Source organism: Pseudoalteromonas sp. J010, assembly GCF_003934235.1.
Taxonomy (GTDB): Bacteria; Pseudomonadota; Gammaproteobacteria; order Enterobacterales; family Alteromonadaceae; genus Pseudoalteromonas; species Pseudoalteromonas peptidolytica.
In genome coordinates this window covers 67,044-88,734 of sequence record NZ_RDBW01000016.1, presented here as the reverse complement: position 1 = coordinate 88,734, position 21,691 = coordinate 67,044, and the positions used below count along the sequence as shown (strand labels likewise).

Sequence of the window (21,691 nt, the reverse complement as noted above, 5' to 3'; positions counted from 1 at the left end):
TTACTTTCCTTCCAGCATTGGTAAATCAAGTTTCTGCTCTTTTGCACAGTCTTTTGCAATGTCATACCCTGCATCTGCGTGGCGCATCACACCGGTACCTGGATCGTTCCATAGTACCCGAGATAAACGAGCGTCAGCTTCGTCCGTGCCATCCGCCACAATTACGACGCCAGAATGTTGGCTAAAGCCCATACCAACGCCACCACCGTGATGCAGTGAGACCCACGTTGCACCGCCTGCGGTATTTAACAGGGCATTGAGTAACGGCCAATCTGATACTGCATCGGAGCCATCCATCATTGATTCGGTCTCCCGATTTGGACTCGCTACAGAGCCAGAATCTAAATGATCACGACCAATAACAATTGGTGCTTTGAGTTCCCCATTTTTGACCATTTCATTGAATGCTCGTGCAAGGCGTGCTCTATCTTTTAGCCCAACCCAGCAAATACGAGCAGGTAGACCTTGGAATTGAATACGCTCGCGTGCCATGTCTAACCAATTGTGAAGGTGTGGGTCGTCTGGAATAAGCGCTTTAACCTTCGCGTCTGTTTTATAAATATCCTCAGGATCGCCAGATAACGCAACCCAGCGGAATGGGCCTATGCCTTGGCAAAACAGTGGGCGAATATAAGCTGGAACAAAACCCGGGAAATCAAAGGCGTTATCGACCCCTTCCTCTAGCGCCATTTGGCGAATATTATTCCCGTAATCAGTTGTTGCAGCTCCGCGCGATTGCAGCGTTAGCATGGCTTTCACTTGCACCGCCATAGATTGTTTCGCCGCTTTTACAACCATTTGTGGATCGCTTTGACGAAGTGCAGCTGCCTGAGCCATAGTCCACTCTTGCGGTAAGTAGCCGTTTAGTGGGTCGTGCGCAGACGTTTGATCAGTTACCACATCAGGTGTGATGTTGCGCTCAACCAACTCAGCATAAACATCCGCAGCATTGCCCAACAGACCAACGGATACTGGTTGCCCAGAAGCCTTAGCTTCATTAATGATAGCTAACGCTTCATCAAGTGTGGTTGCCTTTCGGTCGACGTAGCGTGTGTTAAGACGAAAATCAATTCGTGACTCATCACATTCAACAACGAGGGCGCTAAAACCAGCCATTGTTGCTGCCAGCGGCTGCGCGCCGCCCATGCCGCCAAGGCCACCGGTTAGGATCCACTTGCCTTTTGCTTCACCATTGAAGTGTTGTTTTGCCATCGCGACAAAAGTCTCGTATGTGCCCTGTACAATACCTTGTGAGCCAATATAGATCCAAGAGCCTGCGGTCATTTGGCCATACATCATCAGACCTTTTTTATCCAGCTCGTTGAAGTGATCCCAGTTCGCCCAATGTGGTACTAAATTTGAGTTAGCAATTAAGACACGAGGCGCATTACTGTGAGTTTTGAATACGCCGACCGGTTTACCTGATTGCACCAGTAAGGTCTCATCTTCTTCTAAGCGGTCTAACGTTTCAACGATTTTATCAAAACATGCCCAGTCGCGAGCGGCACGACCAATACCACCATAAACCACCAGTGCATTAGGGTGCTCAGCCACTTCAGGGTCAAGGTTGTTCATCAACATTCGCTTTGCGGCTTCGGTAAGCCAGCTCTTTGCGGTGATCTCTGTTCCCCGCGGTGCGCGGATCTCGCGATTTGGATCTAATCTTGGGTTTTCACTCATTCTGCTCTCTCCTGTTGTATATACAACCTAAGTGAGAAGTCTAGTGGAAAGCATAGTTGAACTTCGCTTCGTTAGGTTGTGTGCTTATTTTTTTACATAATAAGCGCGTTATTATGTGTGTTGATGATGTTGCCGTAGCGCTTTAGCCACGGCGTATTGTATTTATTGTTTCTGTTTAAAGGTGAGGTGCCCACCTAGTCGGTATTTACTGCCCGGTGAAATGAGGCGTGCAAAGCTGACAATCCCTTTTGCTGACCAGGTTCTGCGGATCATTTGCAGACAGGGTTCCTCATTATACAGTCCAAGCCATTGGCAAACTTCTTGTGRTGGCATAATGGCTTCCACCGTATGCCTTGCTTCAGTCAGCGGTGCAACGTGAGATAAATACTCATGTGGTGTGATCTGTTCAAAGTTTTGGTCAAGGTATTCAGGCGCTGACAGCGGATTTACAAAGCGCTCTTCAACTTGCAGCGGTTGCTCATTTTCATTATGAACGATAACGCTTCTATACACAGGTGCATCAGCTTCAACACCAAGAGCGATAGCAATAGGTGCAACGGCTGCAATTAATTCTAGCGTTAATACTGTACAGGTGTACTTACCATTACGTGCATTCACCTCATCAGCAATGTTTCGGATCTCCAATAGGGAAGACTGAGATTTAAAGCTTGCTACAAAAGTACCTAACCCTTGGCTACGAGTTAAAATTCCAGCTTCAGTGAGCTCGCTTAGTGCACGCCTTGCAGTCATTCTACTCACTGTAAACTGATCCGCTAATTCATTCTCCGAGGGAACCCGGTCGTTCTCGTGCCAACGAGCTGAACGAATGTTGTCGATAATATACTGTTTTATCAACGCAAACTTTGGAAGATCGGCCACTGTTGTTATCTCGAGTTAGTATTTATGTAAATAAAGATGGCACATTTATCTTGTATATACAAGTTTGCCTGTTAGACTCAAGGCATAAATTTATGGTCTCTACACTTCTCTAATTTGAGCAATTGCGGACTGTTTCACCTCAGAGTATTCAGGTTTAGATAGGAAAACGATAATGTTAGAAGCTGATTTATTGATTATTGATGTTAACCTCGCAACCATGGATCCCGCCCTTGATAACCCTTATGGAGCAATAGAAAACGCGGCTATAGCTATCAAGGACGGTAAAATCAGCTGGCTTGGCCCTCGTTCATCACTGCCTGAAATCGATGCGCTAGCGACGCCCATTCACAAAGCGAATGGCCAATGGTTAACACCTGGGTTAATCGACTGCCATACGCATATTTTATTCTCAGGATCTCGAGCCAACGAATTTGAACAAAGGTTACTTGGCGCATCCTATCAGGAGATTGCAGCGCAAGGTGGAGGGATCGCAAGCACAGTCAAAGCAACACGTTTAGCCGATAGAGAGTCCTTATTTGTAAATGGCAAAGACCGTCTCAACAGCCTTTTAAGAGAAGGAGTGACCACAGTTGAGAGTAAATCTGGCTACGGTCTTGATGTTGATAATGAACTGAAATTATTGGAAATCAWTCAACTACTGAATGATCACCACCCAATTGATGTCCATAGCACATTTTTAGGTGCGCATGCGCTACCGCCGGAATATAAAGATAATAGCCAAGCTTATATTGATTTAGTATGCGATGCGATGTTGCCTTTAGTTGCGGAGCGTCAATTGGCAACTGCTGTGGATGTATTTTGCGAGAATGTTGGGTTTTCATATCAGCAAACCAAACAAGTTTTTGAACGAGCACAAGCTCTGGGACTAAAAATAAAATGTCATGCCGAGCAGCTATCTAATCAGCATGGGAGTGAACTGGTTGCCGACTTTAAAGGGTTATCTGCTGATCATATTGAGTATCTGGATGAAGCGGGGGTTAAGGCGATGGCGAAAGGTGACGTGACAGCTGTGTTGCTGCCCGGCGCTTTTTATTTCTTGAGAGAAACACAAAAGCCCCCGATTGAATTACTCAGAAAACATCAAGTGGCTATGGCAATAGCCAGTGATTTTAACCCAGGGACTGCACCACTTTGTTCACTTAGGTTAATGCTAAATATGGCCTGTACCTTGTTTAGAATGACGCCAGAAGAATCCCTCTGTGGTGTGACGAGAAATGCAGCCAAAGCACTGGGTCTTAAAGACCGCGGTATTTTAAGGGTTGGTATGCGTGCAGATTTAGCGTTATGGAATATTACTCACCCTGCTCAGTTAAGTTATCAATTTGGCATAGCTGACCTGTCAAATTTGTGGATCTTGGGTAAACTTAGTCAGTAATGAAACTTTTATAAGCAGTTAATTATGCTCTCAATTTCAACAGCAAATGGCAGTGTCACAGAAATATTGCTGTCTGAAGGAATCGTGCTACTCATTACGCCATTGACGGCGGGGATCGTTGGCGCAGTACTAATGGGAGCACTTGCTCTATTACTCACGCGCTCCAGCGCAACGCTAAAAGTCGCGCATGTGACTAGTGCGATTGTTGCTGTGTCACTGGCACTGACTGGTGACGCCATCCTTTTATACCTGCTGACTTTGGTATTGCTCTTATATTTATTCGAAGGCTTACAAACTCACAGAAGCGGCATGTTATTAATTAGTATGACAGCTATCATTGCGCTAATTTCATGGGTTGTGTCTGAATATGTGTGGGTTAGTGCTGCTCAATATAGTGCTATTGCTATTGTTGTTATGTACATTTTGCTGCTGATTTATCAGACATATCAACAAACAGAGATGCTAAGTCGGGAGGAAGAGGATAGCGATGACATTGAGCATGAAAGCTTAGGGTTGCCAGGAAGACAAAGTTTTAAGCGTGCGTTTAATGAATACAGGCAAACGAACGGCCATTCTTGCATGCTTGTACTGGTGCGACTGATGGGCTTTGAACAGGTTAACTTTCACTTAGGTCGTGAGTTTGGCGATCTGCTTTTAGCTCAGTCAGCGAACCGTGTTGCTCAATGTTTGCAGTCCGGCGACGTGATGGCGATCACTCATGGTAATGAAACGGCTAAAATGGCACATTTGGGCGGTCTCAACTTTGCGTTTGTATGCTCTTTGCAACACGGCAATCATTTACACGAGCAGCTTATCGAAGAAATCGCAAACAGCACCTTAAAGCCATTTAATGTTGGTAGTTGTACTTTAGAAATCACAATGAGAGCAAGCTATGTCAATTGTGATGAGGAAATGGGTCAATTAGAGAATTTGATCTCCTGTGTATTTTTGGCACTCGATTCCCAAATTGCAACCCACCAACAAAGCCTTCAACAGGTAGTGCCTTATCAACAACGCATGCAGATCCATCGCCTTGAGCAACAAGTTAGGTTATCGGAGCTTGCTAAGATCAATTTTAGATCTGAGTTTGAGCTTTATTTTCATCCAGTTATTCGCCATGAAGATAATGGGATCGAGTTTGTTGAGTTGTTACTGCGCTGGCAACATCCCAAACAAGGGATCTTAAGTGCACATGAGTTTATTGATGATATTCGTTTAGTCGGGCTTGCCATTCCTGTCGCTCAATATGTATTGGAGCGAGCATGTGAGATAGCATTGGCGCTCAAGATGGAAGGGATCGCTGTACCGATCAGCATTAACGTTTTCGGTGCTGAGCTGTTAAGTGAAAGCTTTATCGAATTTATTGATTATACCTTGCTACATCATCAGTTAAGTCCGGGGGCTATTATTATTGAATGCCCAGCGAATATGCTGGCTGAGTTAAATGAGCAAGAGATTGCGATGATCAGTAGGTTGAAAAGCCTTGGTGTAAAAATGTGTGTTGATAGTTTCGGGGATGCTCCGCTTGTTTTGGCTAAGGTACCCGCATTACGATTTGATTATGTGAAACTCTCTCGAAGCATGACGCAGGAGCCTGAGTCGATGGGACATACAAAGTCTTTGGTAAAGGGAATTGTTGAAATGCACCAAGAAAAAGACTGTTTAGTCATCGGTGAGGGGGTTGAATCTACGGGGCAGCTAGAGTTTGTTAAGAGCATCGGAACAATCGCAGCTCAAGGTTTTTACTTTTCTAGACCACAAAATAGTAATGTATTGATTAGTTGGCTGAAGCAAAACCTGTAATACCAATTTACTTGCTTCAGCTAATTGGTATTACGTGTGTCGCGTGCTGATGTAGGCGTTAGCAAGACTAGTTAACACTTGGCCACAATGCGCCAACCCAGTACGCTCTCCAAGTGGATGCTGGGCCGGTGCTGCTTCACAGAGGTGGACGTACTTTGTATTCGGATGCTGAGCTAAACGGTAGACAAAATACTCTGCATCATCACAAGTAAAGCCTTGATAAGTAAGTGCACTAGCTGGCATTTCAATAATTGCATCGACATCTAACTCGACACCCAGAGGGGCATGATGAGGAAGTTGTGCGAGTGCTTTGTCTAGCGCCTCAGGCAAGCTCAAAGTTCGCCGTGTTTTTATTGCTTGATAGCTCGAAAAACCAAACCCAGCTTTACCTAACTGCTCCAAAATCGTTTGATTATTTTTATGCTCATGCAAGCCGATAACATGATAACTAGATAAACTGCCTGCTTGGTACGCATAGTTAAAGCCATTTCCGCTATGTCTTCCCTCACATGCTCTAAAATCGGCGTGAGGATCAAAGTTAATAGCGCACGCCGCTTGTTGAGTTGCACCGTGATATGCCTGTAAAATACCATAAGCGTTGTTGTGGCCACCACCTATGATTATAGGCTCCAAACCGGCTGCAAAAATCGGAGTCAGTGCGCTAATCACTTGCTTGTCGACCTCTGAGCACAACTGTCTTAATCTATCTAGCTGTTCAGTATCTTGATTACTTAACTCGCAAGAGGCTGCTTGTATTTCTTCTATGTTCACTTCACCGAGTAGAAGAATTTTATCGCCACCAAGAAATTGGTTATTAGGTTGGTTGAGAAAACGTTGGAGGAACGCCTGCCAGCCAAGTGCCGCGCCACCTAAACCGCAATTAGCTCGAGGGCCAATGTCTTCGGGAATACCGAGCAATACGTAGCGGATCCCAAATTGTGCAGCATCTTTTAGTGATGCTGCATAATCATGCTCACATTGTAAAAAGCTGATATTTTGCCAAAGGCGCGTTTCCCCAGCTCTGGCTTTTACAAATTGTGAGATATGGTTTTCATCATATATACGAACTGCAGTATTCATGACTTATTCTTTTGATGTTTAATCTACTTCGTTTTCGTCTTCTAAGACCAGCTCTTCTGCTGAGATGATGATGCCTGTCGAGTCGGCATAGACGAAGTCATCTTCATAAAACGAAACACCTGCAAAGTTTACAGGGATCCCGACTTCACCACTGCCACTACTGTCTGCTGCCACTGGAATAGATGCGATCGCTTGAATGCCAATATCGCTCTCTTCTAATTCATCGACATGGCGAACAGCACCATAGACAATAATACCTTGCCAATTATTCTCAACAGCGAGCTCTGCTAAATCAATATCAATTAAGGCGCGTCTGGTAGAACCGCCACCGTCAACGAGTAAAACGCGACCTGTGCCATCTTGTTGCAGCACATCTTGGATTTGCTCGTTATTCTCAAAACATTTGACGGTAGTGATTCGACCACAAAATGATATTTGGCCGCCAAAGTTGATGAACATAGGCTCTAGCACGTCCACCACATCGGCAAAGTGGTCGCAAAGATCAGAAGTGCTGTATTCCATATTGGATCCTCGAATATTGATTATCATTACCCAGTATACTCTCATACTTGTGCTTAGCAATGCTTTGATTCAACTTACATATTTGTGTCTTAAAAGTGTCACCGATTTGTTATTTTGCTCTTCTATGCTGATATTGTGAGCAATTAAGCGTGACTCAAGTAATGAAGGCAAAATTAGCAGAGTTAGACACTGCACTTTATTTTGTGGTGTTTTGCCCAAAACCGAGAAATTGGTTTAGGTTAATAGCATTAGGCTTATCGAAAAGTGGTAATGGTGGGCTGTATGTGTTGGTGGCAATTGCATGTGCGCTCTTTTTAGAGCCACTGGGTCAGCAGTTTGCGCTAACGGTAATGGTGGCTTTTGTAATAGAAAGACCGCTTTACTTTTATTTTAAAAATCGCTTTGCTCGACTGCGTCCCTGTGATTGCTATGCAGTAAAAGCATTACTCACACCAAGCGATAAGTTTAGCTTGCCATCAGGGCACAGTGCAGGTGCTTGGCTATATGCGACTTGTCTAATAGAACATCTTCCTCTGGCTACTTTTCCGTTAATGATATGGGCAACCGGAGTGTCTTTGTCACGAGTGATTGTTGGCGTGCATTACCCGCTTGATGTCGTACTTGGTGCCATAATGGGCATTGCATGTGCAAGTGTAGCGATTTTGATGTTAGGAAGTTTATGAAAATACTATATGGTGTTCAAGGAACAGGTAATGGCCATACCACTCGAGCACGGGTGATGGCGAATTGCTTTCGCGRCATGGGTGTGTCAGTGGACTACTTTTTTACCGGTCGCCCGTCGAAAAACTATTTCGATATGCATGACTTTGGAGAATACCGTAGCTGTCGTGGTTTATCGTTTGTGACTGAGCATGGCCAACTGAATCGTTTAAAAACATTGCAATCGCTTAAATTTGGAGAGTTTATTCGTGATGTTAAGCAGCTTGATGTGTCAGGGTATGACCTCATTTTTAATGACTTTGAGCCAGTGAGTGCTTGGGCTGGAAAAATGGCAAAAGTACCTGTTCTTGCGATGAGTCATCAAGCTTCTTATCTATATAGTGCGGTGCCACAATTCGCTATTCAACCTTGGCACCGCGCGTTGATCCGCTATTTTGCACCTGCTGATATCCATTTAGGAGTACATTGGCAGCCTTTTGATAAGCACATTATTCCTCCCTTCATTCCGTACGAAGCAGAGCAAGAGCAATGTGCATCAATCGCCAATAAAGTACTAGTTTACCTTCCATTTGAAGCGCTTGAAAGTGTGATTGAATTGCTAAAAGACTTCCCTGACAAAGAGTTTTATTGTTATCACCCAGAAGCCCAAAATAGCTCACGGCAGCATATTCACCTTAGAAAGCCAAGTAGAGCGGGGTTTATTCAAGACTTAAAAAATACCAGCGGCGTGATTGCGAATGCCGGATTTGAACTTTCAAGTGAAGCGTTAAAGTTAGGCAAAAAACTATTATTAAAACCGCTAGAAGGGCAGTTTGAACAACAAAATAATGCCCAGACTTTAGCCTCGCTTGGGTTGGCGCAAGTGATGAATTATTTAAATGCTGGCGCCTTGGAAGAATGGCTGAACTCATCAATGGAGCATTCGATTTTCTTTCCATCAGATCCTCACTACCTAGTTGAGTGGTTGGTAAAAGGACAATGGCATGACGTCGCATCGCTACATCAGCATTTATGGCGGGATGTTAATTTAATGTTTAAAAAGGTGGCTTGAATATATTATTTTGTAATATCAGCCCAGAATAACTAATTAGAATGAGGTAATCCGTTTCGGCTTCAACTATACTGTCTGTGATCATTTCATATTGTAGGTAAGCCAATGGCGGTATTAGAAAATCTAACTATCAGACGTCGTTTGCAATTGAATGCATTAGTGGTAGGGATGGCCTTAATCGTAATGTTATTTATGATCATGTTCGAAGCTCGAACTATGCTCAAATTGAATGAGTCAATTCAATATGCAGAAGAGCTCGAAATTCATGAATTAGCAATGCGTAAGCATGAGAAAAACTTCCTGTTTTACAAAGAGGAAGAAGCGCTAGAAAAGTTTGAGGCAGAATATCGCCTACTACAGACAAAACTTGATTTACTTCAAACTACTTTTACTGAGTTTGGTATTGATTTAAGTGAAACCAATCAGCTTGAGGCGATTACGAAAAGTTACTTTACCGACTTTCAAAAGGTTGTAGAGCTTCAAAGAACGATAGGTTTGCACCCAAAAGATGCGCTATATGGCGAGCTTAGGGGAGCAGTGCATGAAGTCGAAACTTTGCTAAAAGAGCAGCAAAATTATCAGTTGCTTGCGACTATGCTGCAACTTCGCAGAGCCGAAAAAGACTTTATGCTTCGCCTCGACACGAAATATTTGACACGATTTAATGACCTAGTCACCCAGTTTGCTAAAGAGATCCGTGCAGCTGGCTTTAGCTCGCAATATCAATCTCAGCTACTTACTCTCCTTAATACTTATCAAGTTAAATTTGCAGGTTTAGTCGCAGCTCAAGAAAGGCTTGGTTTAGATCTGGATAGTGGGGCATTAGGGAAGATGAAGGCAATCGTTGAGAGAAGCGATGCGATTGTGAATGCTGTGGTGGAGCAAGCCAAAAGCGCGATTAAGGAAAACGTCGATCAAACACAAATGGTTGCGATAGGTGTGTTTATAGTTGCCAGTATCATTGTAATGACATTGGTGCTTTCAACCAGCCGCTCCATCATTCAACCAGTTGAACGGGTGTATCAGACGATTGAGCGGATCCGTCGTGATAATAATTTAAGTTTGCAGATCGAGCAAAGTGGTAACGATGAAATCACAATTATGACGCGAGACTTCAATAGCTTAATAACGGACTTTAGACATTTAATCGCGGATGTAAACGGTGCGTTGGCGACAATAAATGAAGCCACCAATCACCTCACCGAGACGACGGCACAGACCAGCGCTGGTATGTCTGAGCAACTTCATGAAGCTGATATGGTGGCAACCGCAGCAACTGAAATGCAAGCGACAATTCAAGATATCTCTCATAATACAGGTGAGGCTGCACATAAAGCAGAAACCACAAACGAAAATGCCCAGCAAGGCCGTCGTGAAGTGACTGCTACAATTGAGCATATTATGCAGTTATCTGAGTCACTCGGGGGGGCTTCAAGCGTTGTTGCTCAACTTGAGCGTGATGGTGAGACTATTGGCTCAGTACTGGATGTTATTCGTGGTATTGCCGAACAAACTAATTTACTTGCACTCAATGCTGCCATTGAGGCTGCGCGAGCTGGAGAGCAGGGTCGAGGCTTTGCGGTTGTTGCAGATGAAGTTCGCTCTCTTGCTCAGCGTACCCAAGATTCAACACAAGAGATTGAAAGTATTATCTCCACGTTGCAGCAGCGCACACGAGAGGTAGTTAACATCATGGATCAGTGCCGTGAACAGGGTAATGAGAGTGTTTCTCAAGCTGAAAAGGCCGGCGAGCTACTTAGTATGATCACGCAAGATGTGCAAACGATCATGGAAATGAGTACGCATATCGCCACTGCTATTGATGAACAAAATCAAGTTGCTTCTGAAGTGAATAAGAATGTCGTTAAAATTAGAGATATTGCACAGAGCGCTTCTGAGCATGCACATTCTAATGCACAAAGTAGTGAAGAAGTGGCAGAGCAAGCGCGCGTGTTACATGAGGCGGTTGCGAAGTACACAGTATAAACGCTGAAACCACAGCTTATTTATACCAAGTCCCCACTTATTGATAGTGGGGATTTTTGTTTTTGACTCTAAGGTATAACCTGAGCTGCGGATAATTAATGCCTTTTTAGCAGCCAGTTTTAGCGTTAACTGCGTTGAGCTCACTTCCAATAGCCATAAACTGGTGTGTAAATTCGCCTTGTCTACAGGATGAGGTACCATAGCGAGAGCAGGACGCGGAAGCGGTGTTTCCACTAAAACTCTCTAGCTACACAAGGTGGTAAGTTAAGCTGTACTTTAACAACAAAGAGCTAGAGCATTCCTTATCCAAACCTCAGGTTAATTACATTTTCAGATATTGCGAGGCAATATGCTAGGGTAAAGCAAGAAGTTGTATACGTCTGTAATCAAAATATGGAGACGTACATTGTATTTCAGAAGACTTTACTCAGTACCATGAGCTGCAGGCATTGTTATGGAAGTTTGATTAAGGCACAAACTTGATAGGTACGCTGTCCTTTTTGGCGTGATGCTTTTCTACCGCATCCAAGTATTCCTGCCATAATTTATCGTGTTGTGTGGCTATGGTATGTAGGTATTGCCAACTAAAGAGCCCTGATTCATGACCATCATCAAAAATAAGCCGTGYGGCATAATGGCCAATGGGTTCAATCGCTTTGATGCTCACACTTTGTTTGTTTAGTACCAACTGTTTTTGTGCAGGAGTGTGCCCTTGAACTTCTGCAGATGGGGAATGTGTTCGTAAGTATTCGGCTTTTAGGCAGTAGTAGCTGCCGTCCTCAAAATAAACGTCGAGTACTTTGCTTAGCGTGTGATAGTGAAGTTTAGTTACCTGATACATACTGTTCCATACCAATGAAATTAACTCTTCAAGCAATATGAAGGGTAGTGCATTATACAGCCATTCCTGAACCAAAATAGCTGCTACCAATTTACTTAATACTTGTTTAATTTGAAGGCGTAAATCTGACGCTAACTGCGTTGAATTCACTTCCAATAGCCATGCCTTGCCTACAGGATGTAGATACCTTAGCGAGAGCAGGACGCGGAAACGGTGTTTTCCCTAAAACTTTCTGGCTAGACAAGGGAAAAACTAAGTTGTGCTTTAGCAACAATGAGTTGAAACACTCCCTATCCAAGCCTCAGACTAAATAGAGAAATTCTCCCTAGTTATTGAGAAGATTTTCTCGCCTCAAAATAGGCCAATCAATTAAGATAATCGGTATAACTTAACTTGTCTTTATTCATAAAAAAGCGGAGCTTTGCTCCGCCTTTTTGACTTTCTTTTACAAGATGAAGCGGCTTAGATCTTCGTCTTGAACAAGCATATCTAAATGTTGTTCAACATAAGCAGCATCAATCGTTAAGGTGTCACCGGCCTTTTCACTGGCATCGAATGAAATCTCTTCCATCAGCTTTTCCATCACAGTGTGAAGGCGACGCGCACCGATATTTTCAGTTTTCTCGTTGACCTGATATGCAGCTTCAGCCAGTTTGGTGATGGCATCATCGGTAAAGTCGATAGTAACGTCTTCAGTTTTAAGTAGTGCCTGTTGCTGCTCTGTAAGAGAAGCATTTGGCTCAGTTAGAATACGTTTGAAGTCACCAGCAGTAAGCGCTTCTAGCTCAACGCGAATGGGTAAACGGCCTTGTAGTTCAGGGATTAAGTCCGACGGCTTAGCCATTTGGAAAGCGCCTGATGCGATAAACAAAATATGGTCAGTTTTTACCATACCGTGCTTTGTATTAACCGTAGAACCTTCGATAAGTGGTAGCAAGTCACGCTGTACACCTTCACGGCTAACATCAGGCCCTGAAGACTCTCCGCGCTTACAAATCTTATCGATTTCATCAATAAACACGATACCGTTTTGTTCAACCGATTCAATAGCTTGCTCTTTAAGTTCCTCTGGATTAACCAGCTTTGCAGCTTCTTCTTCAATTAGTAGCTTAAGTGCTTCTTTGATTTTTAGCTTGCGGCTCTTTTTCTTATCACCTGACATATTTTGGAACATGCTCTGTAGCTGATTGGTCATCTCTTCCATACCAGGAGGTGACATAATTTCAACGTGAGGAGCCGTTTCAGCGATGTCTATCTCAATCTCTTTATCATCTAACTGGCCTTCGCGTAGTTTTTTGCGAAATACTTGACGTGTCGATGAGTTTTCATTTGGTTGAGACTCACCCCAGGCATCTTTTGCAGGTGGTAAAAGTGCATCTAAAATACGCTCTTCTGCTGCTTCTTCTGCGCGGAACTTAAACTTTTTGGTTTGCTGTTCACGGGTCAGTTTAAAAGACACTTCAACTAAGTCACGAATGATGGTTTCAACTTCTTTACCAACATAGCCCACTTCAGTGAATTTGGTGGCCTCGACTTTAATAAATGGTGCATTTGCCAGCTTTGCTAAACGGCGGGCGATTTCAGTCTTACCAACACCGGTTGGGCCAATCATCAGAATATTTTTTGGTGTAACTTCTGCACGCAACTCTTCATCAAGCTGCATACGACGCCAGCGGTTACGTAGTGCAATCGCAACGGCTTTTTTAGCTTTATCCTGACCAATAATATGTTGATCAAGCTCGTGCACAATCTCTCTTGGAGTCATAGCTGTCATGACGAGTCCTATTACAATTCTTCGATAGTTTGGAAATTATTAGTAAATACGCAGATGTCGCCCGCAATCTTTAGGCTCTTTTCTACGATCTCTTTCGCACTCAAGTCTGTATTCTCAATTAGTGCAGTTGCTGCCGCTTGTGCGAAATTACCACCACTGCCGATAGCAATAAGGTCATGCTCAGGCTGGACAACATCACCGTTACCAGTGATGATAAGTGAGGCGGTTTCATCGGCTACTGCAAGCAAAGCTTCAAGCTTTCTCAGCGCTCTATCTGTGCGCCAATCTTTTGCCATTTCAACGGCTGCTTTGGTGAGATGGCCTTGGTGCATCTCAAGCTTAGCTTCAAAGCGTTCAAATAATGTAAATGCGTCTGCTGTACCGCCAGCGAAACCAGCCAGTACCTTACCATTGTATAGGCGGCGTACTTTACGCGCGTTGCCCTTCATAACTGTGTTACCAAGTGAAACTTGGCCATCACCGCCGATAACCACTTTGTCATCTCGACGAACGCTAACGATGGTAGTCATAGTAATCCTTATCCGGGTTTGTACCCGTGTAACTCAAGATTAGTAAGAAATATGGGTAGACTGATAAAAATCAAGTCCAGCCCCAAATCCCACAGCCAAATATCCCGACTCGCTGTAGCTTGTTTTTGTCACTTTCAGCCAAACGCTTAGTATCATAAGGCCCTAAACGAACGCGATACCACACACCATTGCTGCCTTCTGTACGGCGGATCTCAGCGATTAGACCCGCAAATGCCACTTTAGCCTTCATTGCTTCAGCTTGAGCGTGGGTCTTAAATGACCCGCATTGCATTTGATAGGGGCCTTTACTTTCGATTTCTTTGACTTCTACCGTGATTTCATGATTTTTGATTTCTTCGATGAACTCAGGTGGGCGCGGTTTTGGTTTAACCACGGTTTGCTCTTGAGCAGGGTGTGGATTTTTAGCTTGCTCTACTTCTTTAGGATCCGCATTGGTCTTGATAAACCATAGACCATAAGCAAAACCACCAATTAACAGTAATGCAGCGATAGTTGCTACAACAGGAAATTTTGTGGTTTTCTCGGGTTTTGTTTTGCCTTTCCCTTTGGGTTTTTTATTGATGTAATCGTGCTGTGCCATGAGTCATTGGTTTCTAATAGCTATCCATTGGATCCACATCTATGCTCCAGCGAACTCGGTTTGCAGACTCGTGCGTTGAAATATAGCGCGCAAGTTGCGAAAGATAGTTGCGAAGCACAGTGCGTTGTTGTGCGTGTATATGTAACTGATACCTGAACTTTCCTGCAATTCTTTCAAGCGGCGCAGGAATTGGACCTAGCAATTGTATACCAGGATAGGGGGTAGCTGGAACCAAATCTGATAAAAACTGCAACACAGTGTTGATGTTGGTAGCTTCGGCACGAATGATAGCCAGGTGTGCAAAAGGAGGGAGCATGGCTTCTTCACGCTCTTTTAGTGCATATCTTGCAAAGTCACCGTAACCATTGTTGATTAAATCTTGTAATAGTGGGTGCTCTGGAAAATGGGTTTGTAGTAGCACGGTTCCTGCTTCACCGGCTCGACCTGCACGTCCCGCAACTTGCGTAATTAATTGAGCCATCTGCTCAGTCGCTCTGAAATCACAAGAATACAAACCAGAATCTACATCTAAGATCACGACAAGGCTGACATCGGCAAAGTGGTGCCCTTTGGCTAGCATTTGCGTGCCAACTAATATACGTGCCCCTCCTTGGTTTATGTCTTCTAGTGCACTTTCAAGGCTACCTTTTCGGCGTGTAGAATCGCGATCAATCCGAGTGACGGGAATATCCGCAAAGCGTTCGGTTAAAAAGCCTTCTAGCTGCTCAGTACCTAGCCCAGTAGGCATAATTTGAGTACTACCACAGTCAGGGCATTGCCTTGGCACAAAATCTTGTTCACCGCAGTGATGACATACCAAACGATTCATATTTTTATGATATGTGGCGCTGGTGGAGCAGTGTTTGCAGGTGTTAAGCCATCCACACTCATGACACATTAATGTTGGGGCGAAGCCGCGTCGATTTAAAAACACCATCACTTGCTTTGCGCGGTTAAGTGTTTTTTCTATCCAATGTAAACTCATTGGTGAAAACCCGCCTTGCTCTGGTTGGCCTTTCATATCGACTAGGTGAAACTGGTTATCATGTTGAGTTTGTGCGCGTTTACTTAGCGTCACCAATTGATATTTGTTATTAATGGCTTTGTGTAGCGTTTCCAATGCGGGCGTTGCTGTTCCTAAAAGCAGAGGGCAGTTTATTTGGTGAGCACGAAATGCAGCGAGATCTCTTGCGTGGTAACGAAGACCTTCTTGTTGTTTAAAAGAGTTGTCATGTTCTTCATCAACGATGATCATACCAAGACTCTTAAACGGTAAGAAAATGGCTGAACGAGTGCCGATTACCAATGCGCTTAATCCCTTTTCGGCGCGTCGCCACGTATGTAGACGTTCGTTATCGGTTAAATTGGAGTGCCATAGATCGATAGGAAGATCAGTAAAACGCTTCTTAAAACGGTTAACGGTTTGCGGTGTGAGGCCAATTTCTGGGACCAATACCAGCGCTTGTTTTCGAGCCTTGAGTATATTTTCAAGACTTTGCAAATACACTTCGGTTTTCCCGCTGCCCGTTACCCCTTCTATTAAGAAAGTCCGGTAGCCAACTTGTGCATTAATTGCACTGCAAATGGTAGCCTGTTGATCGTTTAGGCGTGGCTTGTCACCTAGGTGCAATTCGTTTTGTGCCCAGTCGCTGTCATGTTCAATAGACTGTACTATTAGTGCTTTGGCCTCGAGCGCTTTGATGGTTTGACTCGCAAACCCAAGCGCCTTGAGTTCGCTTAACTTTATTGCGCCACCTTCATATAACTGAGAAAGCAAAGCTTGTTGTTTTTTGGCGCGTAGTGTGGGGAGTGTTTGCCCTTTTTCCGTTAACCTTACCACAGGGATCTGGGTTTTATCTGGGTGGCCACCATCTCTTAACACGGCAGGGAGTGCTGTGAATAATGTATCACCAATCGGATGGCAATAGTACTGTGAGACAAAATGCAAAAAATGTAATTGTGCCTGATTTAAAACAGGCTGTTCGTCGAGTACTGCGATAACCTGTTTAAGTTTCTCTTGTGGCACATCAGTGCGCTCTTTTATATTGAGTGCGATAGCAGTACAGCGACGGTTAGAAAAATTAACCGTTACTCTCATCCCAGTTACAACGTGCATCGTTGCTGGTAGCAAATAATCGAATGTGCGGTGTAATGGTAGCTTCAAAGCTACTTCAAGAATGAGCATATATTTCAATCCCATAAAGTGAGCGCAGGCTCGAAGTATATACCTAAGATTATGGTATTGGAAAACAGCCCCAGCAATGACGATAAAAAACTCTGAAATATTGCTTGTAGATTGTCCAGTTAACCACTAAAATACGCCTCCACAATTTTGTATAACTACGTATGGTGCCAGACTTCGGGTTTGGAGAGCGATACGGCCTTAACTAGAGGTTGCTATGAAAGAAGGTATTCACCCTAATTACGAGACGATCACAGCATCGTGCTCTTGCGGTAACAAGTTCGAAACTCGTTCAACGCTTTGTAAAGATATTCACCTAGACGTATGTTCTGCGTGTCACCCGTTCTACACAGGTAAGCAGAAGATCCTTGATACAGGTGGCCGTGTTGATCGCTTCAACAAGCGTTTCGGTGCACTTAGCAGCAAGAAGTAATCTTGTTGGTCTAGTCGAAAAAAGCACCCTAGGGTGCTTTTTTTGTGCCTACGGTTCAATAGCAATTATAATAATGTATACAAATAGGCAGTGTTTGATTGCTTGTGTTTGGTACACTCCCGCCTTTTAAATCTTAAAATCAACTGATTTGGCAGCAAATCTTTACTGTAACCTAGAATAGAGTAATAGCTCTATTTCGCATGTTAATATTGGCTATTAATGAGCTTAAGTTGTGCCTAGGCAGAAAACGAATATATTTAATTATATTACTAGACACTATACTTCACAGTAATAAATCGTACTTTGTGCTTCTAAATGTCTCAATTGTGCAGTTAAATTTAGTAATAATTATAAATATTGCTCTTTAGTCATGGTATTTTACGCTAGTGCTATTTTTCATCACTTTGACTTGTCTTTAACCACTTACTTGCTTACTTTTGCAGGTCTAAATTGTGAAATTTTTCTTAAAATTGAAGAGAACGTCGAAGAAAATACGAATAAATACCGTGTAAGTGGATAGACCTGATTTTACTTGAATAATGAAGAAAACTCGGTATTGTGTGATGACGGTCGATTACCTATATGTCCTATTGACATCTGCTTAAAGCACTGTGCTTTTGAGTACTTTTATGTCGTCGCTCATATAGTTAATCGCACTGTTTGTGGTTGTAAATATGGATGCAACCGACACTCAGAATGCGAATGTTTAGCACACTCTCACATTAACTTCGTAGGAAAATATCGCGCCATKACAGATTTTCGTCAACAAGCTCTAGATTATCACGAGAAGCCCGTTCCAGGTAAAATCAGCGTAGAGCTGACTAAGCCTGCCGAGACCGTAAAAGACCTAGCACTCGCATACAGCCCTGGTGTTGCCGAGCCAGTACGTGAAATCGCGGCAGATCCTGCGAATGCCTATCGTTATACAGGTAAAGGGAACATGGTAGCTGTGATCAGTAATGGTACTGCTATTTTAGGACTAGGTAATTTAGGTCCTTTGGCTTCGAAACCAGTTATGGAAGGTAAGGCTCTGTTATTTAAACGCTTTGCTGGACTGGACTCGATTGATATCGAAGTTAAACATAACACCACTGAAGACTTCATCAATACAGTAGCGAATATTGCAGATACTTTTGGCGGGATTAACCTTGAAGATATCAAAGCGCCAGAGTGCTTTGAAATTGAGCGCGCGCTTATTGAACGCTGTGATATACCCGTTTTCCATGATGATCAACACGGTACTGCAATTGTGACTGCGGCTGGTATGCTCAATGCACTTGAGATCCAAGGTAAAGATATTCATGATGCGATCATCGTGTGTTTAGGAGCAGGTGCCGCTGCAATAGCGTGTATGGAGCTACTTATAAAATGTGGTGCACAAAGAGAGCATATTTATATGCTAGACAGAAAAGGCGTGATCCATACTCGTCGTGACGATCTTAACGAATACAAAGAGCTGTTTGCAAATAATACGGATAAGCGCACGTTACAGGATGTGATTGCAGAGGCTGACGTATTTGTTGGCGTTTCAGGCCCAGATCTTCTATCTGCTGAAGATTTAAAATTAATGGCTGATAAGCCAGTTGTATTTGCATGTTCGAACCCAGATCCTGAGATCAGCCCTGATGTTGCACATGGTGCTCGTGATGATTTGATTATGGCAACAGGTCGTTCTGATTATCCAAACCAAGTGAACAATGTGCTATGTTTTCCGTTCATCTTCCGTGGTGCACTAGATGTACGTGCTACAGCTATCAATGACGAAATGAAGATTGCGGCAGTTGAGGCTATTAGAAGTATTGCAAAAGAGCCAGTACCTGCAGAGGTGTTAAAAGCAGCTGATGTCGACAGCCTTGAGTTTGGTCCGCAATACATTATCCCTAAACCGATGGATCCTCGCTTGTTACCTCGAATAGCAAAAGCGGTGGCTACTGCTGCGGTTGAATCTGGCGTAGCGCAAATCGAGATGCCCTTGGGTTATATGGAATAAAATAACCTAAACTGGGATAATAATTTTCTCTCTAGCCGTTGTTATCCCTTACTTCTGCGGTAAATTTGTTTGTAATAGGCCAGCTATTGACGCACAAATTTGCCTTGTATTAAGAAATAACTGCTTGTAGCGATTCCAGCTATAAGTATGAAAAAAGCCTCGATTGAGGCTTTTTTGTGTCTTTATTTCCGTGAAAAATGAAGAGTCGATATTATACCAATTTGACTTAATACTTGCTCAATTTGAAGGAGTAAATCTGACGCTAACAGCGTTAAAAATTTCTCATTTAGAACAACTAAATAGCAAAATTTTTGCCTAGTTATCGACAAGATTTTCTCGCCTCAAAATAAACCACTTAATTAAGAAAATTGGTATTATTCTTCGTTTATTTCAGGGATCTCTAAACCACGCTCTTCCATTATTTGTCTTACTTCTAACGGAATACGTTCTGGGTTGTCTTTTCTCAGGTCCTCATCACTTGGAAGTGGTTGACCCGTGAAAGCATGTAAAAAGGCTTCACATAATAGCTCGCTGTTTGTTGCATGGCGCAAGTTATTTACTTGACGACGCGTACGTTCATCAGTAAGTACTTTGAGCACGTTCAAAGGGATACTCACTGTGATTTTTTTTACTTGCTCTGCTTTTTTACCGTGTTCTGCATATGGGTGAATATACTCACCATTCCATTTTGCCATAATTGTGTACTTGCCTCAGTTACATCAATGCCAATATGACTGGGTTCTGATTGATATTGTTCAGCTAAGCATGTGGAGCAGGGAAATCTTTAAAGAGTAAAGATAAGACCTGAACTTGAATAGTTGAGCAAATTAATCCGCTATGGCGAGAACTATAGATCTCTGCCATAGTTTTCAATAACTCAGTCGTATTAGCAACGCCTTAAGTGGCGAAATTTTATCGGTTTAAAAAAGATAGTCAAATACTAGTTATTTAGCCATTTAGCAGTATAAATGTTTTGACTTCTAGTTGTCGTTGCTCTAACCTTTTAGACGTCTAAACATCCAACTATCTAGGTGACCCTATGAGTCAAATTAAAAAATCGACGGTTGCAGTGCGTCACGGTATAGAAGCTGACAAAGCACATGGTGCAGTGGTTCCGCCCCTTTACCTGTCGACGACCTATTCATTTGCAGATTTTGATACCAAGCGTGATTATGACTATGGCCGCAGTGGTAACTTTAATCGTGATGTGTTGGCACAAGCGTTAACCGAACTTGAAGGAGGTCAACGTGGCATTATTACCGCAACAGGTATGTCGGCTATTCACCTAGTAACTCAATTATTAAACCATGACGATACTTTAGTGATCCCCCACGATTGCTATGGTGGCAGTTATCGTTTATTTACGTCATTGGCAAAGCGTGGGCTACTCAAAGTAGAAGTAGTGGATTTAACCCAGCCAGAAAGCCTTGAGAAACTAGAAAAAATCCAGCCTAAACTTGTGTGGATAGAAACACCAAGTAATCCAATTTTACGATTAACCGATATTGAAGCAGTTGTAACCGCTGCGCATGCGATCGGTGCTTTAGTTGCGGCAGACAATACCTTCTTGTCACCAGCATTACAAAACCCTATCGCTTTTGGAGTCGATATTGTTGTTCACTCAACCACTAAATATATTAACGGTCACTCCGATGTGGTAGGTGGTGCAGTGATAGCGCGCACGCAAGAGCTAGGAGATGAGTTGGCTTGGTGGGCAAATAACATTGGTATTACGGGCGCGCCTTTTGATAGTTATCTGACATTGCGTGGACTGCGCACACTTAACGTACGCTTACGCCAACATCAAGAGAATGCGCAGCAGATTGCTGAATACTTAGAGAAGTCGCCGTATGTGAGTCAAGTATACTATCCCGGTCTCAAGTCGCATCCACAGCATGAGCTAGCAAAAAAACAACAACTAGGCTTTGGTGGTATGGTGAGCTTTGATATTAAGGGTGATCTACAGACATCGGCTAAATTTTTAACTTCGTTAAAGCAGTTCTCGCTCGCCGAATCACTAGGTGGAGTTGAAAGTTTAATCTGCCATCCTGCGACCATGACACACGCAGGAATGGAACCTCAGGCACGTCTCGAAGCTGGGGTTGGCGATACCTTAATTCGCATTTCAGTGGGCATTGAAGATGTGCAAGACTTAATCGCAGATCTTGAAGCCGGATTTTCCAGTATTGATGACAGCCAGGCAAGTGATGACGCGAAGTCATTTAAGCTTACGCCTGCACATACCGTTGCGTTGTGGTGAGT

At 43.4% G+C, this 21,691-nt stretch carries 19 protein-coding genes; 8 read left to right on the top strand and 11 right to left on the bottom strand.

Annotation, left to right across the window (positions count from 1 at the left end; translation table 11 throughout):
* The gene (gene hutU, locus EAG18_RS10395; RefSeq protein ID WP_125252312.1) at window positions 1-1,680 is read right to left on the bottom strand and encodes a urocanate hydratase; all 1,680 of its coding nucleotides are present in this window, start codon (window positions 1,678-1,680) and stop codon (window positions 1-3) included.
* A 162-nt stretch (window positions 1,681-1,842) separates the two neighbouring features.
* Entirely contained in the window at window positions 1,843-2,559 is a 717-nt protein-coding gene (gene hutC, locus EAG18_RS10390) for a histidine utilization repressor (RefSeq protein ID WP_125252311.1), read from the bottom strand.
* Window positions 2,560-2,731: 172 nt separating this feature from the next.
* On the opposite strand from hutC, the gene hutI reads away from it, so the two are divergent.
* Both hutI and EAG18_RS10380 read left to right on the top strand, forming a co-directional pair.
* Window positions 2,732-3,955, top strand: coding sequence for an imidazolonepropionase (gene hutI / locus EAG18_RS10385; protein WP_125252310.1), 1,224 nt, complete (start codon window positions 2,732-2,734; stop codon window positions 3,953-3,955).
* A gap of 24 nt (window positions 3,956-3,979) precedes the next feature.
* A complete protein-coding gene (locus EAG18_RS10380; RefSeq protein WP_125252309.1) occupies window positions 3,980-5,758 on the top strand; it encodes a GGDEF domain-containing phosphodiesterase in 1,779 nt (592 codons plus the stop codon).
* A 30-nt stretch (window positions 5,759-5,788) separates the two neighbouring features.
* Here the strand turns inward: EAG18_RS10380 and EAG18_RS10375 are convergent, their stop codons facing one another.
* Window positions 5,789-6,838 (bottom strand): formimidoylglutamase, encoded by a 1,050-nt coding sequence (locus EAG18_RS10375; RefSeq protein WP_125252308.1) that lies wholly within the window; start codon window positions 6,836-6,838, stop codon window positions 5,789-5,791.
* Between the two features lie 18 nt (window positions 6,839-6,856).
* On the bottom strand, window positions 6,857-7,360 hold the full coding sequence (gene rraA / locus EAG18_RS10370) for a ribonuclease E activity regulator RraA (protein ID WP_125252307.1): 504 nt from the start codon (window positions 7,358-7,360) through the stop codon (window positions 6,857-6,859).
* Between the two features lie 161 nt (window positions 7,361-7,521).
* On the opposite strand from rraA, the gene EAG18_RS10365 reads away from it, so the two are divergent.
* The 3 genes from EAG18_RS10365 (at window position 7,522) to EAG18_RS10355 (ending at window position 11,078) form a co-directional block, all read left to right on the top strand.
* Window positions 7,522-8,043 (top strand): phosphatase PAP2 family protein, encoded by a 522-nt coding sequence (locus EAG18_RS10365; protein ID WP_125252321.1) that lies wholly within the window; start codon window positions 7,522-7,524, stop codon window positions 8,041-8,043.
* Window positions 8,040-9,092: an MJ1255/VC2487 family glycosyltransferase gene (locus tag EAG18_RS10360; protein ID WP_125252306.1), complete on the top strand. Its 1,053-nt coding sequence runs from the start codon at window positions 8,040-8,042 to the stop codon at window positions 9,090-9,092. The genes EAG18_RS10365 and EAG18_RS10360 overlap by 4 nt, the downstream gene beginning before the upstream one ends.
* A 105-nt stretch (window positions 9,093-9,197) precedes the next feature.
* Window positions 9,198-11,078: a methyl-accepting chemotaxis protein gene (locus EAG18_RS10355; protein ID WP_125252305.1), complete on the top strand. Its 1,881-nt coding sequence runs from the start codon at window positions 9,198-9,200 to the stop codon at window positions 11,076-11,078.
* Here the strand turns inward: EAG18_RS10355 and EAG18_RS10350 are convergent.
* From EAG18_RS10350 to priA, 6 genes are all read right to left on the bottom strand, one after another.
* Window positions 11,046-11,312, bottom strand: coding sequence for a hypothetical protein (locus EAG18_RS10350; protein ID WP_125252304.1), 267 nt, complete (start codon window positions 11,310-11,312; stop codon window positions 11,046-11,048). The genes EAG18_RS10355 and EAG18_RS10350 overlap by 33 nt on opposite strands.
* Window positions 11,313-11,544: 232 nt before the next feature.
* Entirely contained in the window at window positions 11,545-11,919 is a 375-nt protein-coding gene (locus tag EAG18_RS10345; RefSeq protein WP_125252320.1) for a gamma-butyrobetaine hydroxylase-like domain-containing protein, read from the bottom strand.
* 445 nt (window positions 11,920-12,364) lie between these two features.
* Window positions 12,365-13,693: an HslU--HslV peptidase ATPase subunit gene (gene hslU / locus EAG18_RS10340; protein ID WP_125252303.1), complete on the bottom strand. Its 1,329-nt coding sequence runs from the start codon at window positions 13,691-13,693 to the stop codon at window positions 12,365-12,367.
* An 11-nt stretch (window positions 13,694-13,704) separates the two neighbouring features.
* Window positions 13,705-14,223, bottom strand: coding sequence for an ATP-dependent protease subunit HslV (hslV, locus tag EAG18_RS10335; protein ID WP_125252302.1), 519 nt, complete (start codon window positions 14,221-14,223; stop codon window positions 13,705-13,707).
* A gap of 70 nt (window positions 14,224-14,293) precedes the next feature.
* Window positions 14,294-14,824, bottom strand: coding sequence for an SPOR domain-containing protein (locus EAG18_RS10330; protein WP_125252301.1), 531 nt, complete (start codon window positions 14,822-14,824; stop codon window positions 14,294-14,296).
* A 13-nt stretch (window positions 14,825-14,837) separates the two neighbouring features.
* Complete coding sequence (gene priA / locus EAG18_RS10325; protein ID WP_125252300.1) at window positions 14,838-17,009, bottom strand: primosomal protein N'; 2,172 nt, start codon at window positions 17,007-17,009, stop codon at window positions 14,838-14,840.
* 214 nt (window positions 17,010-17,223) lie between these two features.
* Here priA and rpmE point away from each other — a divergent pair, with 214 nt between their 5' ends.
* Window positions 17,224-17,439, top strand: a complete 216-nt coding sequence (rpmE, locus tag EAG18_RS10320; protein ID WP_010607053.1) for a 50S ribosomal protein L31 — start codon at window positions 17,224-17,226, stop codon at window positions 17,437-17,439.
* A 748-nt stretch (window positions 17,440-18,187) separates the two neighbouring features.
* Window positions 18,188-19,429 (top strand): malic enzyme-like NAD(P)-binding protein, encoded by a 1,242-nt coding sequence (locus tag EAG18_RS10315; protein WP_125252319.1) that lies wholly within the window; start codon window positions 18,188-18,190, stop codon window positions 19,427-19,429.
* A 374-nt stretch (window positions 19,430-19,803) separates the two neighbouring features.
* Here the strand turns inward: EAG18_RS10315 and metJ are convergent, their stop codons facing one another.
* Window positions 19,804-20,124 carry a met regulon transcriptional regulator MetJ gene (gene metJ / locus EAG18_RS10310; RefSeq protein WP_010368921.1) on the bottom strand — a complete coding sequence of 107 codons (321 nt, stop codon included), beginning with the start codon at window positions 20,122-20,124 and terminating at the stop codon, window positions 19,804-19,806.
* Window positions 20,125-20,468: 344 nt separating this feature from the next.
* Here metJ and metB point away from each other — a divergent pair, with 344 nt between their 5' ends.
* The gene (metB, locus tag EAG18_RS10305; protein WP_125252299.1) at window positions 20,469-21,689 is read left to right on the top strand and encodes a cystathionine gamma-synthase; all 1,221 of its coding nucleotides are present in this window, start codon (window positions 20,469-20,471) and stop codon (window positions 21,687-21,689) included.
* Window positions 21,690-21,691: the final 2 nt, after the last annotated feature.

Excerpts from the sequence above, each read along its gene's own strand:
- hutU (WP_125252312.1), bottom strand. The coding sequence starts at position 1,680 with ATGAGTGAAAACCCAAGATTAGATCCAAATCGCGAGATCCGCGCACCG.
- EAG18_RS10380 (WP_125252309.1), top strand. The coding sequence starts at position 3,980 with ATGCTCTCAATTTCAACAGCAAATGGCAGTGTCACAGAAATATTGCTG.
- EAG18_RS10375 (WP_125252308.1), bottom strand. The coding sequence starts at position 6,838 with ATGAATACTGCAGTTCGTATATATGATGAAAACCATATCTCACAATTT.
- rraA (WP_125252307.1), bottom strand. The coding sequence starts at position 7,360 with ATGGAATACAGCACTTCTGATCTTTGCGACCACTTTGCCGATGTGGTG.
- EAG18_RS10365 (WP_125252321.1), top strand. The coding sequence starts at position 7,522 with ATGAAGGCAAAATTAGCAGAGTTAGACACTGCACTTTATTTTGTGGTG.
- EAG18_RS10355 (WP_125252305.1), top strand. The coding sequence starts at position 9,198 with ATGGCGGTATTAGAAAATCTAACTATCAGACGTCGTTTGCAATTGAAT.
- hslU (WP_125252303.1), bottom strand. The coding sequence starts at position 13,693 with ATGACAGCTATGACTCCAAGAGAGATTGTGCACGAGCTTGATCAACAT.
- hslV (WP_125252302.1), bottom strand. The coding sequence starts at position 14,223 with ATGACTACCATCGTTAGCGTTCGTCGAGATGACAAAGTGGTTATCGGC.
- EAG18_RS10330 (WP_125252301.1), bottom strand. The coding sequence starts at position 14,824 with ATGGCACAGCACGATTACATCAATAAAAAACCCAAAGGGAAAGGCAAA.
- priA (WP_125252300.1), bottom strand. The coding sequence starts at position 17,009 with ATGCTCATTCTTGAAGTAGCTTTGAAGCTACCATTACACCGCACATTC.
- rpmE (WP_010607053.1), top strand. The coding sequence starts at position 17,224 with ATGAAAGAAGGTATTCACCCTAATTACGAGACGATCACAGCATCGTGC.
- metJ (WP_010368921.1), bottom strand. The coding sequence starts at position 20,124 with ATGGCAAAATGGAATGGTGAGTATATTCACCCATATGCAGAACACGGT.
- metB (WP_125252299.1), top strand. The coding sequence starts at position 20,469 with ATGAGTCAAATTAAAAAATCGACGGTTGCAGTGCGTCACGGTATAGAA.